The sequence below is a fragment of the Streptomyces shinuiensis genome, from assembly GCF_043660855.1.
Lineage (GTDB): Bacteria > Actinomycetota > Actinomycetes > Streptomycetales > Streptomycetaceae > Streptomyces.
The window spans coordinates 5,821,905-5,836,975 of the sequence record NZ_JBIHML010000001.1 but is presented as its reverse complement, the minus strand read 5'-3'; the positions used below and the strand labels follow the sequence as shown (position 1 = coordinate 5,836,975).

The following is a 15,071-nucleotide window of genomic DNA, read 5'->3' as shown; positions in this document are numbered from 1 at the left end:
GGCATGAAGACACGACCCCGGGACCATGCTCACGGGACCGGACCACGATTGCGGCCGGTGAGGTCCATGCGGATTGAGAATGGGCGCGGACCGGCTCCCACATGATCCTGGCTTGGTCATGATTCCGCGAGCAGAGACCAAATTCACAAGCCGATCGGGACGCCGAACAAGACCCCGAAATGATAAACCCGCTCCGAGGGCAGTACTTCTGGGCATTCCGTTGAGTATTCAGCCATCGCGACCAGGCCCGCGATGATCAGGAAAACGATAGCGAAACCGACCGTGGAGCTCACTGTGAGAGCGCGTCGGCCGGCAGAGGTGCGAAGACGGCCAAGGTCGATCCGCCGTGGCTTGGGCCATGCTGGTCTGTCGAGCACCGCGAAGCAGAGGAGGAACGACACCCCGCCAGTCACCACGACGGAGGATTCTTCCCCACAGCAGCGGGCCCGAACAGCGCCGTGAGTAGCGCTGTGAATCACGGGCTCGTTCGGTCGACCCGTGGTCGGTACTTCCCCGGCCAGGGGCCCACAGTTCGTGGAAGGACCCGGTCGGTGCTGCTCAGCGGCGGGGCTGCGACGCGGCGGGGTGGGAGCCGTCTGCCGGGCCGTTTGTTGTCGTTGAGGTAGCGGGCGAGGAGTGGCCAGGCGGCGCCAGGTGGCGTCCGGCCATCTCAGGCGTGGACGGGGTGTCGGTGCCCGGCGGCCGGGAGATGTCGTCCGCCCCGACCAGTGAGGTGCGGGCCAACGCAGGGCACGATGTACTCGGTTTTTAGAAGGTACTCGTAGAGGTGCCCGCCCGTGGCCAGCGCGAGGAGATCGGCGGGGTCACGCACGTATCGCCCGTCGGTGGTGCGCTCCTCGAAGACGGTGGCGGCCAGGGTCAGTCGCCAGGGCGTGTCCAGCGTCTGGGCCAGCAGGGTGTGTTCCGCTGGAACGGGGCCGGCCGGATCTGCCGCCACGGTGTCCAGGGCGGAGAGGACCGGCTGCCAGCGGGCCCGGCCCCGCTCCGTGCCGGCGACGCGTTGCGACAGGTAGCGGTGAGCGCGGGAGGCATCGACGCGGGCCACGGCGATGCGTGCCACGATCCGAGGTTCCGTCCCCGCTTCCACCAGGGCCTGGTAGTGGGCGTGCCGGCAGGTCACGACGACCGGGCAGTGTGCACCACCGTGCTCGAACCGCTCCATGCAGCGCAGGAGGTCGGCGGCACGTGAGGTGTAGCCGGGAGCCGTACCCCGGTCCATTTCGTCCAGACCATCGATGACCGGCAGGACGAGATTGGCCTCCACCAGGCGGGCGGCTTCACGGCGGGAAAGACGGTAGACATCGGCCAGGTGCGTCCGTAACCAGTCACGGATCTCATTGCCGGGCCAGGACGCCGCGGACAGTCGTACCGGCACCGGCTCCTGCGGGGAACGCTCCCTGGCCAAGCCCAGGATCAGGGACAGGGCGAGCACAGTCTTACCCGTTCCCGCGTCACCGCCACTCCGCCCGCCCCGGCCACCGGACGGCGTACCGGTGATGACCATCCGCCCAGGCCGCAGACCCCGGTAGAATAGCCGGCGAGTCTCCCCCACCGTCCCCTTACGGCCGCGACACCAGGCCTCAACCCCGCTCGCGTCCGTGGGCAGTGAAAGGGAGGCGCGATCCGCCCGTCCGGCGCCGCCAGCCAGCGCTGCCCAGCAACTGCCGGTTCTGCGCACGCTCCGACCGACGGCCACCAGCCCGGCGAGTCCCTCCGCGATCACCAGGGCCGTGCGCTGGGACTGCAGGGCCCGGATTCCCGCCCACACTCCCCACCCGCCGAGGACCGCACCCACCAGGCTGGGCAGGAAGGCCAGCACCCCCGCCGGGTCGGACTCCTCCTCCGCCCCCGACAGCGCCTTCACCGTCCACCACAGGCCGGCCAAGCACACCGCAACGCTGAACACCACTGCCGAGACCACCCCGGCCCGCCCCCGACGCATCATGAGCACATCCTGCCGCAGAGAACAATCGCTCGCCCCGGCGAGGGCTTCACCTATGCCACCGCCGAATGCATCGGCAGGCTATCCATGGGGAAGGGTTCGAACCCGTTGGGTCCGGGCCCCCTCGGCTACAGCACTCCCAGTTCCTCCAGTACGGCGGCGTGTTCGGCGTTCAGCCGGTTCCGTCGTTGGCGTTGGTTGCTGATCCACACCCCGAGTCGGATCGGGTGTTCCTGCCCGGCTTGGTCGTGGATGGTTTCGATCCATTTGCGGGGCACCCTCACGTGTCCTTCCCGTGCCTGGTATTGGCGGAGGGCGGCGAGTGCGCGGTCCCAGGCAGAAGCACCGGCGGGTACTACCACTACCGCCGTCCCCGCTGTCTGGTCTCCGGCGCCGGCCTGGTCGCCCGGTGCTGTCGCGGTTGGCTGGGCGCCCAGCGCTTCCAGGCGTTCGCGTTGTCCGTCGGCCAACTGCTCCCACTGGGTGCGCTGCCGGGCCAGCCAGAGTCCGACGTCCTCTCCGCCGACGGTGACGCCGGGCCGGATCTCCTCCAGGGTGGCGCCGCCGTGGATACAGGCCCGCACGGCTGCGTACTGCCGCTGCCAGTCGACCGTCCAGCCGTTTTCCGCGGGGTTCCAGTCCGGGTCGATCTGGGCCAGCCGGGCGGCCCGCTGCGCCGCCCGCTGCGGGTCTTTGCCGAGCCCTTGGGGTCGGCGGCAGTTGGGAGCCACTGCCCGATGGGCCGGCCCTGCGCGACGGCGGTCCGGGGCGCGCACAGGGTGCCGTGTCATCGGCGGTAAGTTGGGCCGGGCCGGCGGGCGAGGTTTCTCCCTGAAGGCGGCGGTCCCGGGCACGACCAACACCATGTGCCCTGGCCTGGCTCTCCAGCCAACTGGGGGCCCAGGTGCCGCCAATGTTCGCCTAGCGTCCGGGAGGGCCGGTGAGTGGCACGGCCGCTGCCTCGCTGATCCACTGCCCCAGGGAGAAGGTGCCGACGCCGGCCATCGAGCAGCACCGCTAACCGGCGTGTGCGAGCCATCGCCGGCGGACGCGGGCCCTTTCCGGCTTCCTCGCCCTTCCCACGGTTGGTGAGTGTTCTCCGGATATCCCAGTTGTCGTTCGTACGAGTGGTTCGCACGGGCGGCTCCTGGGTGGTCGCACGTGCACTGACTCCATGGTCCCTGCGCACGGCTGTCCCTGGCCTAGCATACGATGCCCGCATTACCACCCTGGCTCTCGGTGCTCGCGCCGTGCGCGAAGGCCTCGTTCCCGTTCCCGTCCCTGCTTCCCCCGTGCTGCGTTTCTGTTGTTGGTTGCCAGTTCTCCGTAGGCGTTGAGGCCCCGGTTGAGCCAGACCTGGGATTCGGGCGGCTGACGCGGGTGCGCCACGAAACTGCGCGACCAGCATTGCGGGCTCGCGGGGCGCCACTCTTACCCGGCCGTGGAGAACCGCACGCAAGTGGCACCTCCTCCAGTGCTCCACTCATCCCCACTCTCGCCACCCACTGCCGCGCGTAGGGGGTCCGAGTCGGCCACCGACGCGGGCCGGCCAGCGGCTGTGCGCGGAGCGCGACCGGCCAGCCTGCTCCCCACGACGCCTCCGAGTAGACTGCGCAGCCCCTGCAGAACAGCCCACCAAGCGGTATTGGTAGAGGCGGAGGCGACGCGATGTCGCTCGGGTGCACTCCCCTTGGCTCCAGGAAACACCGGCACGACCGCGTGCCCGACCTTAGCCCTGGCCGAGAGCTTCTCTGGCGTAGCGGCCGGCCGACCGGCTTTGGGACCGATGTCGACGGGCCGAAGACCGCGCAACGTCCGCGAAGAGGACGGCCGTCGACACCCGCCTTGCCGGTGATGTCGACGCCTTCGCCCAGACAGCGGACGTTGGCCAGGCCACTTGCCAGTTCGGATCTTCCCCAGCCCTGCTCTATAGTCGACCCCCGGTCGGCGAACCCGGCCGAGGCACCGATCCGGCGGTGGGCGGGCTCGTGTTCTCCGCACAGCCAGTCGCCCACACCCGCCCGCGGATAGGTCAAGCCGGCATCCTCCTCGTGCACGCGCGCCGCGGTCTGTGGCCAGGGCGCGCGGCGAACGCCCATCGCCTCACGGTGCGGTGGTGGAAGGCTGATCAGCGACCGCACCCGGTGGCGGGTGCGTGTCTTAGACCAAGCAGCGGCCTGCAAAGGCGGCCAGCGCGGCGCCGCGCTTCTCCTCTCCGCTCCCGCCTTACACCCAGATCTGGCGGGCGGATCTACGAGGACGTCGATCTTCGAACCGACGCCAGGACACCCCGTCGATCGACCTCGGTGGGGAGAACGGAAGACGCAAAGACCCTCCGCTACCAACCCAAACCCACCCAAACCACACCCAACAGCGGGCTGACGGCCCGTAGAGCCGCTCATCGTCCATGCTCGCGACCAACTGCCCGGGGACAGCCGCAACGGCCTCCGAGCGGCCTTCTGCGGCCTCCTGGGCTCCGTTCCCGCCCTCTGCGGCCTCTGTCCCGCCCGAGCGTCCGGCAGGCTCCCAGATGCGTGGTGTGGCGGTGAGGTACAGCCGTCGCGCTGCCGGGATCCGTGCTTGGTCGTGGATGGCGGCCCAGGGCTTGGCCAGATCCCCACTGGTTCGGTGCGCCTCATCGACCACCGCAAGCCCGAACGGTGCCAGTTGCTGCCCGTACGCGCCCTGGAGGGCGGCCTCCAGTGGTCCGGGCACCTGGACCGGCTCCCCGCCCGGATCGTCCGGGCTGGGGTCCTGGCGGGGCGCGAGAGAGGCGTAGGTGGCGAACACCGTGACCGGCCCGCTCCCGGCCCACAGCGCCAGCCGGATCGCGTTCGTGGTGCACCGCACCCCCAACGCCTCCAAGGCCGTGTCTCCTTCCAGGGAGCACACCGCGACCGCCGGGCCGGTGTGGCCGGCCATCCGCCACGCCTGGACGGTCTGGGTGAGCAGGTCCAGGGTGGGCACCATGACCAGCACCCGACCCCGCGGCTTCCAGGCGACGGGCCGCCCTCGGCGGCGATCACAGGGTCTTGCCGCGCCCCGGGGCGGCGGCCACCCGGCAGGTTGAGCCCGCAGCGCCCCTCCGCCGGCACTTCGCGTCCTGCCGCGGTAGTTCCAAGCCGTGCGGACTAATCGGCGGTCGACCGCTTCCACTTGATGCGCCGGAAGCCTGAGTACCCGCCACGAAGATCCCTCCCGTCCTTTTCCTTTTCCCTTGATGCGCTCTGCGTTTTTCCGTGTCCGGAAGTCGATGCGAATGCGTTCTTCGAAAGAACAGGCTTGAATTCCTGTCAGGTCACCTCTCGGTGTCACTCGCGGCGAACGGCGCCACCTCGATCAGCCCTTCGCTGGTGGTGCGGGCGCGCTCGGCGAGCAGGCCGACCAGGCGCTGCGGGGTGACGCCCTGAGCGGCGGCATAGGTCCGCAGCCGCCGGGAGGTCTCCGCATCCAGCGGGAAATCCAGCATCAGCTCGTCGACACGATCCTGCCGGGCCTGCGCCCGGCGCTCCCGCTCGGCCTCCTCCCCTCGAGCCCGCTTCCAGGCGAGCGGCCTGCCCCTCGCGCGCCCACCGCAAACCGCCGTGGGGATCACGCCTCGCGGCTCGTAAGTCCCCCAGCCCTTCTTCCTCCATCACGTATCCGACGCGGCGCCATTTCGGTGTGCCTTCGGCCACGCGATACGATAGCGCGGGCATCCTCGTCACTCTCGCAGACCTTTGAGCGAATCCGCTCCCGCATGCACGCCTCGTCCGTGGCCTTCTCGACCTGCTCCACCGTCAGGCCCGTCGCCCTGCGCCGCACCGCAGTGCGTGCGCGGATTTTCGGTCCCTCCCACCTGTCGTGCACGGTGCCGTTCCTCGCTCTTTCGGGGGTGGTGTGTTTTCCCAGACTCTACACACTGATGCATCCCCAAGCATCGGGAACCGGCCAACCCAACCAGCCTCACCCCGCGCCCCGTGACCACCCGGTCACCCAGCACCGCCCCCGCACCCTTCCCTCCCGTGCCAGCCCGGCCCCGCGCAGCGGGCCCAACCCCACATCACCGCTGACGGCCACCCACCCAGCCACCCGCGCGGGTGGCTGGGGGTGGAGCGCAGCGGAACCCCTCGCCCGCAGCGCGGGGCGCTCTTGGCCGCCGGGAAGCGCAGCGGCGGCGGCCGGCCCTGGCGCGCAGCGCCAGCCTTCGGCTCCCGCAGCGAAGCGGAGGGAGCACCCGTGCGCAGCACGGAGCCGAAGCGCAGCGAAGGCCCGACGCGAAGCGTCGAGCGGCGAGCGCAAGCGAGCCGCAACCGCGGCGGCGCAGCCGCCGGTTCGCTGCTTCCGCGCGCCAGCGCGGAGGTACCCTCGCGCTGGCGCGCGGAGCAGCGAACCGCGGCGCTGCGCGCCGCGGTTGCGGCTCGCTGCGCTCGCCGCTCGACGCTTCGCGTCGGGCCTTCGCTGCGCTTCGGCTCCGTGCTGCGCACGGGTGGCTCCCTCCGCTTCGCTGCGGGAGCCGAAGGCTGGCGCTGCGCGCCAGGGCCGGCCGCCGCCGCTGCGCTTCCCGGCGGCCAAGAGCGGCCCGCGCTGCGGGCCGAGGGGGTTCCGCTGCGCTCCACCCCCAGCCACCCGCGCGGGGTGGCTGGGGTGGGTGGCCGTCAGCGGGTGAGTGGGGGTTGGGCCCGCTGCGCGGGCCGGGCTGGCTACGGGGAGGGAGGGGTGCGGGGGCGGTGGTGTGGGTGACGGGTGGTCACGGGGCGCGGGGGTGAGGCTGGTTGGGTTGGCGGGTTCCCGATGCTTGGGGATGCATCAGTGTGTAGAGTCTGGGAAAACACACCACCCCCGAAAGAGCGAGGAACGGCACCGTGCACGACAGGTGGGAGGGACCGAAAATCCGCGCACGCACTGCGGTGCGGCGCAGGGCGACGGGCCTGACGGTGGAGCAGGTCGAGAAGGCCACGGACGAGGCGTGCATGCGGGAGCGGATTCGCTCAAAGGTCTGCGAGAGTGACGAGGATGCCCGCGCTATCGGTATCGCGGTGGCCGAGCACACCGAATGGCGCCGCGTCGGATACGTGATGGAGGAAGAGGGGCTGGGGACTTACGAGCCGGAGCGTGATCCCACGGCGGTGCGGTGGGCGCGCGAGGGGCAGGCCGCTCGCCTGGAGCGGGCTCGAGGGGAGGAGGCCGAGCGGGAGCGCCGGGCGCAGGCCCGGCAGGATCGTGTCGACGAGCTGATGCTGGATTTCCCGCTGGATGCGGAGACCTCCCGGCGGCTGCGGACCTATGCCGCCGCTCAGGGCGTCACCCCGCAGCGCCTGGTCGGCCTGCTCGCCGAGCGCGCCCGCACCACCAGCGAAGGGCTGATCGAGGTGGCGCCGTTCGCCGCGAGTGACACCGAGAGGTGACCTGACAGGAATTCAAGCCTGTTCTTTCGAAGAACGCATTCGCATCGACTTCCGGACACGGAAAACGCAGAGCGCATCAAGGGGAAAAGGAAAAGGACGGGAGGGATCTTCGTGGCGGGTATCAGGCTTCGGCCGCATCAAGTGGAAGCGGTCGACGCGATTGTCCGCACGCTGGAATACCGCGCAGGACGCGAAGTGCCGGCGGAGGGGCTGCGGGCCACCGCGGTGGCCGCCACCGGGGCGGGCAAGACCCTGATCGCCGCCGAGGCGGCCCGTCGCCTGGAGCCGCGGGGTCGGGTGCTGGTCATGGTGCCCACCCTGGACCTGCTCACCCAGACCGTCCAGGCGTGGCGGATGGCCGGCCACACCGGCCCGGCGGTCGCGGTGTGCTCCCTGGAAGGAGACACGGCCTTGGAGGCGTTGGGGGTGCGGTGCACCACGAACGCGATCCGGCTGGCGCTGTGGGCCGGGAGCGGGCCGGTCACGGTGTTCGCCACCTACGCCTCTCTCGCGCCCCGCCAGGACCCCAGCCCGGACGATCCGGGCGGGGAGCCGGTCCAGGTGCCCGGACCACTGGAGGCCGCCCTCCAGGGCGCGTACGGGCAGCAACTGGCACCGTTCGGGCTTGCGGTGGTCGATGAGGCGCACCGAACCAGTGGGGATCTGGCCAAGCCCTGGGCCGCCATCCACGACCAAGCACGGATCCCGGCAGCGCGACGGCTGTACCTCACCGCCACACCACGCATCTGGGAGCCTGCCGGACGCTCGGGCGGGACAGAGGCCGCAGAGGGCGGGAACGGAGCCCAGGAGGCCGCAGAAGGCCGCTCGGAGGCCGTTGCGGCTGTCCCCGGGCAGTTGGTCGCGAGCATGGACGATGAGCGGCTCTACGGGCCGCAGCCGCACGTCTTCACGTTCTCCCTCACCGAGGCGATCGACCGGGGTGTCCTGGCGCGGTTCGAGATCGACGTCCTCGAGATCCGCCCGCCAGATCTGGGTGTAGGCGGGAGCGAGGAGGAGAAGCGCGGCCGGCGCCTGGCCGCCTTGCAGGCCGCGCTGGTCAAACACGCAGCCGCCACCGGGGTGCGGTCGCTGATCAGCTTCCACCACCGCACCGTGGAGGCGATGGCGTTCGCGCGAGCCCTGCCACAGACCGCGGCGCGGCTGCACGAGGAGGATCCGGCGACCTATCCGCGGCGGGTGTGGGCGGACTGGCTGTGCGGAGAACACGAGCCCGCCCACCGCCGGACGGTGCTGGGCCGGTTCGCCGACGGGGTCGATGAGCAGGGCTGGGAGACCGAACTGGCAGTGCTGGCCAACGTCCGCGTCCTGGGCGAAGGCGTCGACATCACCGGCAGGCGGGGTGTCGACGGCGTCCTCTTCGCGGACGTGCGCGGCTCGGCCGTCGACATCGTCCAAGCCGTCGGCCGGGCGCTACGCCAGAAGCCCGGCCAGGGCAAGGTCGCACGGCTGGTCGTGCCGGTGTTCCTGGAGCCAGGGGAGGCACCCGACGACATGCTCGCCTCCGCCTCCTACAAACCGCTGGTGGCTGTTCTGCAGGGGCTGCGCAGTCACTCGGAGGCGGTCGTGGAGCAGCTGGCGGTCGCGTCCGCGCCCAGCCGTGGCCGGCCCGCGTCGGTGGCCGACCTCGACCCCGCACGCGGCGGCAGTGGTGGCGAGAGTGGGGATGAGGGAGCACTGGAGGAGGTGCCACTGCTGCGGTTCTCCACGCCCCGCGACCCGCAGCTGGTCGCGCAGTTCGTGCGCACCCGCGTCATCCGGCCCGAATCCCAGGTCTGGCTCACCGGCCTCAACGCCCTACGGAAATGGCACCAACAACAAAACGAGCACGGGGACAGGGACGGGAACGGGAACGAGGACTTCGAGCACGGCGGCGAGCACGAGAGCCAGGGTGGTAAGGGGCACGAGCAGGGCCAGGACAGCGTGCGCAGGGACCAGGAGCAGCACGGCGACCACCAGACCGCCCCGTGCGAACACGACGACGACAACGGGAACCGGGAACACCACAACCGTGGGAAGGGCGAGGAAGCCGGAAAGGGCCGCGCCGCCGGCGCGGCCCGCACACCGGTAGCGGTGCCGCTCGATGTCCGCGTCGGCACCTTCCCCCTGGGGGCATGGATCAGCGAGCAGCGGCGTGCTTACCGGGCTGGGACGCTGGCGAAATGGCGGGTGGAGTTGCTGGAGGAAGCCGGCATGGTGTGGTCGGTGCCGGACGCCGCCTTCGAGGAGAACCTCGCCGCCGCCCGCGCCTACTACGCCGTGCACGGCACCCTGTGCGCGCCCCGGACCGCCGTCGCGCAGGGCCGGCCCATCGGGCAGTGGCTCACCAACTGCCGCCGACCCCAAGGGCTCGGCAAAGACCCGCAGCGGGCGGCGCAGCGGGCCGCCCGGCTGGCCCAGATCGACCCGGACTGGAACCCCGCGGAAAACGGCTGGACGGTCGACTGGCAGCGGCAGTACGCAGCCGTGCGGGCCTGTATCCACGGCGGCGCCACCCTGGAGGAGATCCGGCCCGGCGTCACCGTCGGCGGAGAGGACGTCGGACTCTGGCTGGCCCGGCAGCGCACCCAGTGGGAGCAGTTGGCCGACGGACAACGCGAACGCCTGGAAGCGCTGGGCGCCCAGCCAACCGCGACAGCACCGGGCGACCAGGCCGGCGCCGGAGACCAGACAGCGGGGACGGCGGTAGTGGTAGTACCCGCCGGTGCTTCTGCCTGGGACCGCGCACTCGCCGCCCTCCGCCAATACCAGGCACGGGAAGGACACGTGAGGGTGCCCCGCAAATGGATCGAAACCATCCACGACCAAGCCGGGCAGGAACACCCGATCCGACTCGGGGTGTGGATCAGCAACCAACGCCAACGACGGAACCGGCTGAACGCCGAACACGCCGCCGTACTGGAGGAACTGGGAGTGCTGTAGCCGAGGGGGCCCGGACCCAACGGGTTCGAACCCTTCCCCATGGATAGCCTGCCGATGCATTCGGCGGTGGCATAGGTGAAGCCCTCGCCGGGGCGAGCGATTGTTCTCTGCGGCAGGATGTGCTCATGATGCGTCGGGGGCGGGCCGGGGTGGTCTCGGCAGTGGTGTTCAGCGTTGCGGTGTGCTTGGCCGGCCTGTGGTGGACGGTGAAGGCGCTGTCGGGGGCGGAGGAGGAGTCCGACCCGGCGGGGGTGCTGGCCTTCCTGCCCAGCCTGGTGGGTGCGGTCCTCGGCGGGTGGGGAGTGTGGGCGGGAATCCGGGCCCTGCAGTCCCAGCGCACGGCCCTGGTGATCGCGGAGGGACTCGCCGGGCTGGTGGCGCGGTCGGAGGGTGCGCAGTACCGGCAGTTGCTGGGCAGCGGGCTGGCGGCGCCGGACGGGCGGATCGATCTCGCTTTCACGGCCACGGCCACGGGGGTGAGCGGTTCGCGGGCCGAGGGGACGTTGGAGGGGATCGCTGACTATTACCGGGGTCTGCGGCCTGGGCGGATGGTCATCACCGGTACGCCGTCCGGTGGCCGGGGCGGGCGGAGTGGCGGTGACGCGGGAACGGGTAAGACTGTGCTCGCCCTGTCCCTGATCCTGGGCTTGGCCAGGGAGCGTTCCCCGCAGGAGCCGGTGCCGGTACGACTGTCCGCGGCGTCCTGGCCCGGCAATGAGATCCGTGACTGGTTACGGACGCACCTGGCCGATGTCTACCGTCTTTCCCGCCGTGAAGCCGCCCGCCTGGTGGAGGCCAATCTCGTCCTGCCGGTCATCGATGGTCTGGACGAAATGGACCGGGGTACGGCTCCCGGCTACACCTCACGTGCCGCCGACCTCCTGCGCTGCATGGAGCGGTTCGAGCACGGTGGTGCACACTGCCCGGTCGTCGTGACCTGCCGGCACGCCCACTACCAGGCCCTGGTGGAAGCGGGGACGGAACCTCGGATCGTGGCACGCATCGCCGTGGCCCGCGTCGATGCCTCCCGCGCTCACCGCTACCTGTCGCAACGCGTCGCCGGCACGGAGCGGGGCCGGGCCCGCTGGCAGCCGGTCCTCTCCGCCCTGGACACCGTGGCGGCAGATCCGGCCGGCCCCGTTCCAGCGGAACACACCCTGCTGGCCCAGACGCTGGACACGCCCTGGCGACTGACCCTGGCCGCCACCGTCTTCGAGGAGCGCACCACCGACGGGCGATACGTGCGTGACCCCGCCGATCTCCTCGCGCTGGCCACGGGCGGGCACCTCTACGAGTACCTTCTAAACCAGTACATCGGTGCCGCGGTGGCCGCACCTCACTGGGGAGCGGACGACATCTCCCGGCCGCCGGGCACCGACACCCGTCCACGCCTGGATGCCGACGCCACCTGGCGCCGCCTGGCACTCCTCGCCCGCTACCTCAACGACAACAACGGCCCGGCAGACGGCTCACCCCGCCGCGTCGCAGGCCGCGCGCTGAGCAGCACCGACCTGGTCCTCCACGAACTGTGGCCCCTGGCCGGGAAGTACCGACCACGGGTGACCGAACGAGCCCTGATCACAGCGCTACTCACGGCGCTGTTCGGGCCGCTGCTGTGGGGAGAATCCTCCGTCGTGGTGACTGGCGGGGTGTCGTTCCTCCTCTGCTTCGCGGTGCTCGACAGACCAGCATGGCCCAAGCCACGGCGGATCGACCTTGGCCGTCTTCGCACCTCTGCCGGCCGACGCGCTCTCACAGTGAGCTCCACGGTCGGTTTCGCTATCGTTTTCCTGATCATCGGCGGCCTGGTCGCGATGGCTGATACTCAACGGATGCCCGAATACGCCCTCGGAGCGGGTTTATATTTCGGGGTCTTGTTCGGGCTCCCGATCGGGCTTGTGATTGGTCTCGCTCGCGGAATCATGACCAAGCAGGATCATGTGGGAGCCGGTCCGCGCCATCTCATCCGCATGGACCTCACCGCCGCAATCGTGTCCGGTCCCGTGACATGGTCCGGGGTCGTGCTTATGCCCTTGTCCGCAGATCGACTCCTGTCCGGCAGCTGGAATGCTCGGTCTTTGGGTATTTTTTTCATGGGGTTAATGATCGGCATCTTGATATTTGGCATCCCTGCCGCAGGAGGGTCGGCAGCCCTGCGGTATTTCGTGCTCCTCCTGCACACGCGCAGGAAGCTGCCGTGGCGACTGGGCCGCTTCCTGGACATCTGCTACGAACTCGGCATCCTGCGCGTGTCCGGAACGGCATGGCAGTTCCGTCATCGTGAACTCCAGGACCACCTCGCCACCCGCCCCGCGCCACCACCCCGCTCATGAAGAAGCATCCCCACGCGGGACTGGCGTGGATGCACCGGCAACTCAGAACCAGACAAAGACAAGCCGGGCTCCGAGGTCGTCGCGCAGCCGCATGACATCCGATCACCGCACATGCGTGGGCAAGCTCCGGACCACAACACCCATTCGTCCGGGGCTCACAACTGTGCGGTGTGGCTGCTGCAGCTCGAACTCCAGATGCTCCACGTCGGTGAACTCCACGTCCAAGCCGCGGGCGCGGCGGCCTCCGTCGCGGAAATACCGCCTCACCGAGGCCCTCGGCAGCGATGACGCGCAGCTGCTGGTCTTCACGAGGGCGCCGAGCCGACAGCGGTGGGGCGGCCGTTCAGGAGTACGCGGATACGCGCCTGACGGCCCGCGAGGAGTTCAGGTGGTGGCGAAGGCGGACAGCAGGGTGTCGGCCCTGATACGTAGCTCCGCCGTCTGCACACCGGAGATCTCGACGCAAACCACGTCGCTGCCGACCGCGGTGGCCAACCGCACCCGCACGGTCCGGTCGGGGCCGGCCAGGGGGTAGGAGTACCAGCCGTCGTCGCGCTCGTCGTCGGTGGCGGACAGGGCCGCCTCCACGATCAGCGGCCGCACGTTACGGCCCCACACCCAGCCCTCCACCACCTGCCGCACCAGTCCCCTTCCGGCCTCACCCCAGCCCCACCGTGGCGGGTCCGGGGCAGGGTCACTTCGTACACGGTAACCGCCCTCGATGCCCGGGCCAGGACGGGTCAGTCAGTTTCCGTGTTTCCGGGTATGGAGCCCGTGTCTCTGCCCGGGCTCGCTTCCGTGTCCCGGGGTGAGGTGGGGTCAGTTCCGGGGGGTGTACCAGGGCACCAGGCGCAGCAGGAGGTCGAGGGTGCATCTGGCCGCGGTGCGGGTGGCGGGGGTGCGGGCGAAGGCCGAGGCGAGGGCGATGACGGCGGTGATGGCACCCAGCAGGGCAGTGAGGGCGAGCAGGAGTCGCATCAGGTGGCCGGGGTGGGTGATGCCGGCCAGGAGCAGGGCGAGGGTGATGGTGGTCAGGGCGGCGGCGGCCCGTGTGCGGATGCGCCTGCGCTGGCGGTCGGTCATGGGATGGCTCCCTTGCGGTCGTGGCCCATCTCGGGGGCGGGGCTGCTGGTGGGCACCAGTGAGCCAGATGCTTTTCCTGCTGCGCGGGGGCACTTCCCGGGGTTGTAATGGCCAGGTGGTACGGGGAGCGCCGAGCTGGGCCGATCAGCAGGTCATCGATGAACTCGCCGCATGTGAGCTGGTGGTGACGGCATCGCGGTTGGAGGGCTGGCGTCGGGAAGGGCTGCTGCAGCGGCACCGGCGGCGGGGGCTGGGGCGCGGGCGGGGAAGCGCGGTGGACGCGATTGACCCGATGGTGGTGGAGAGTGCGGCCGCGCTGGCCCGGCACACCCGGCAGGGGCGTGACCGGCGGCTGGCGGTGCTCGCCTGGTTCGCCGAGGCCGGCGCGCCCCGGCTGCCCGGTGCGGCGGTGGTGCCCGAGCCGCCCGAGGCCGCGGTCCGTCAGGCTCTCACCTGGGCGGCGGCCACCTCACCGTCGCAGTACCTGATGGAACTGGCCCGGAAGGCTGCCGGTAGGGGCGAAGAGGGCCCGGATGCCTTCTATACAGTCGCCGAGGAGCTGGTCGCTTCCCGGCCGTATCACCTTCCGCCGCATCCTGGCCGGGTGCGGGCAGCGCTGTGGGCCGATGAGGACCTGCCCGACGACGGGCCGCTGCCGGCGGCGATCGTGCACCTGGCCGCGGCGATCGGCCTGGGCCCGGAAGAAGTCGGCGCAGACGCCCTGGCCGAGGCGTTCGCCGCGATGGGGATGTTCGGCCTGACCGCGGAGGACTGGACGCAGATACTGGGCGCGGCCGAGCTCGGTGAGGCGCCCGCGGTGGACTGGAGCCCGCTCGGCCGCGTGGCCCTCCCGCTGGAGCAGGCCCGGCAGGCGAGCTGGGAAGAGCTGATACAGGCCCGCACCGTGCTGACCGGGCTGCGGCCCTTCTACGCCCTGTATGTGATGCACGGCCTGTTCATGCCCGACACCCCCGCCCTGGCCGCCCTGCGCGCCCGGATCGACGAACGCGGCCTGGGCCCGCTCCTCACCCAGATGATCTCCACCGACACCGGCCCCCGGCAGTTCGCCGACACGCTCCTGACCTGCCTGGACCCGATATGGCACGACCTCCACCAAGCCCTGACGGATCAGCTCCAGGCCGACCCGGACCCGTTCTGCCTGCCCGGAGACAACACCCGCGCCACCGGCTTCATGGAGACCTGGACCCGCACCCTGCGCGAGCAGACGCAGCTCGCTCGCAGCCGCCGGCGGACACGTCCGCCGGGCCGGTGATGTTCCGGCGGTTGGTGTCGCAGTCCTCCTGCGGCCGCACGGGTGCTCCTGCCCGCACTTCGTCCAGCCGTGCTGGTCTGCCCCGCATCCGG

Annotated in this window: 9 protein-coding genes and 2 pseudogenes; 4 read left to right on the top strand and 7 right to left on the bottom strand. The window is 70.7% G+C overall.

Going from position 1 to position 15,071, the window contains the following annotated elements:
* Nucleotides 1-670: 670 nt before the first annotated feature.
* The 4 genes and pseudogenes from ACGRHY_RS26320 to ACGRHY_RS26305 form a co-directional block, all read right to left on the bottom strand.
* Nucleotides 671-1,966 (bottom strand): NACHT domain-containing protein, encoded by a 1,296-nt coding sequence (locus tag ACGRHY_RS26320; RefSeq protein ID WP_394637788.1) that lies wholly within the window; start codon nt 1,964-1,966, stop codon nt 671-673.
* A gap of 125 nt (nt 1,967-2,091) precedes the next feature.
* A complete protein-coding gene (locus ACGRHY_RS26315; RefSeq protein ID WP_394637787.1) occupies nt 2,092-2,694 on the bottom strand; it encodes a helicase associated domain-containing protein in 603 nt (200 codons plus the stop codon).
* A 1,651-nt stretch (nt 2,695-4,345) separates the two neighbouring features.
* A pseudogene (locus tag ACGRHY_RS26310) lies at nt 4,346-5,185 on the bottom strand (DEAD/DEAH box helicase family protein); the annotation flags it as partial.
* Between the two features lie 76 nt (nt 5,186-5,261).
* A complete protein-coding gene (locus ACGRHY_RS26305) occupies nt 5,262-5,432 on the bottom strand; it encodes a hypothetical protein (protein WP_394637786.1) in 171 nt (56 codons plus the stop codon).
* Between the two features lie 1,375 nt (nt 5,433-6,807).
* On the opposite strand from ACGRHY_RS26305, the gene ACGRHY_RS26300 reads away from it, so the two are divergent.
* The 3 genes from ACGRHY_RS26300 to ACGRHY_RS26290 all read left to right on the top strand — a co-directional run bounded on the left by ACGRHY_RS26300 (nt 6,808) and on the right by ACGRHY_RS26290 (nt 12,623).
* Nucleotides 6,808-7,350: a hypothetical protein gene (locus tag ACGRHY_RS26300; protein WP_394637785.1), complete on the top strand. Its 543-nt coding sequence runs from the start codon at nt 6,808-6,810 to the stop codon at nt 7,348-7,350.
* Between the two features lie 111 nt (nt 7,351-7,461).
* Complete coding sequence (locus ACGRHY_RS26295) at nt 7,462-10,290, top strand: DEAD/DEAH box helicase (protein WP_394637784.1); 2,829 nt, start codon at nt 7,462-7,464, stop codon at nt 10,288-10,290.
* 125 nt (nt 10,291-10,415) lie between these two features.
* Complete coding sequence (locus tag ACGRHY_RS26290) at nt 10,416-12,623, top strand: NACHT domain-containing protein (protein WP_394637783.1); 2,208 nt, start codon at nt 10,416-10,418, stop codon at nt 12,621-12,623.
* Between the two features lie 180 nt (nt 12,624-12,803).
* On the opposite strand, the pseudogene ACGRHY_RS26285 reads toward ACGRHY_RS26290, so the two are convergent.
* The 3 genes and pseudogenes from ACGRHY_RS26285 to ACGRHY_RS26275 all read right to left on the bottom strand — a co-directional run.
* Nucleotides 12,804-12,933: pseudogene (locus tag ACGRHY_RS26285) on the bottom strand (telomere-protecting terminal protein Tpg); the annotation flags it as partial.
* A gap of 74 nt (nt 12,934-13,007) precedes the next feature.
* A complete protein-coding gene (locus ACGRHY_RS26280) occupies nt 13,008-13,265 on the bottom strand; it encodes a hypothetical protein (protein ID WP_394637782.1) in 258 nt (85 codons plus the stop codon).
* Between the two features lie 177 nt (nt 13,266-13,442).
* Nucleotides 13,443-13,706 carry a hypothetical protein gene (locus tag ACGRHY_RS26275; RefSeq protein WP_394637781.1) on the bottom strand — a complete coding sequence of 88 codons (264 nt, stop codon included), beginning with the start codon at nt 13,704-13,706 and terminating at the stop codon, nt 13,443-13,445.
* A gap of 58 nt (nt 13,707-13,764) precedes the next feature.
* Here ACGRHY_RS26275 and ACGRHY_RS26270 point away from each other — a divergent pair, with 58 nt between their 5' ends.
* A complete protein-coding gene (locus tag ACGRHY_RS26270; RefSeq protein ID WP_394637780.1) occupies nt 13,765-14,979 on the top strand; it encodes a hypothetical protein in 1,215 nt (404 codons plus the stop codon).
* Nucleotides 14,980-15,071: the final 92 nt, after the last annotated feature.

What these genes read in the sequence shown, in the direction of transcription:
- ACGRHY_RS26320 (WP_394637788.1), bottom strand. Translation starts at nt 1,966, where the DNA reads ATGATGCGTCGGGGGCGGGCCGGGGTGGTCTCGGCAGTGGTGTTCAGC.
- ACGRHY_RS26305 (WP_394637786.1), bottom strand. Translation starts at nt 5,432, where the DNA reads ATGCTGGATTTCCCGCTGGATGCGGAGACCTCCCGGCGGCTGCGGACC.
- ACGRHY_RS26290 (WP_394637783.1), top strand. Translation starts at nt 10,416, where the DNA reads ATGATGCGTCGGGGGCGGGCCGGGGTGGTCTCGGCAGTGGTGTTCAGC.
- ACGRHY_RS26275 (WP_394637781.1), bottom strand. Translation starts at nt 13,706, where the DNA reads ATGACCGACCGCCAGCGCAGGCGCATCCGCACACGGGCCGCCGCCGCC.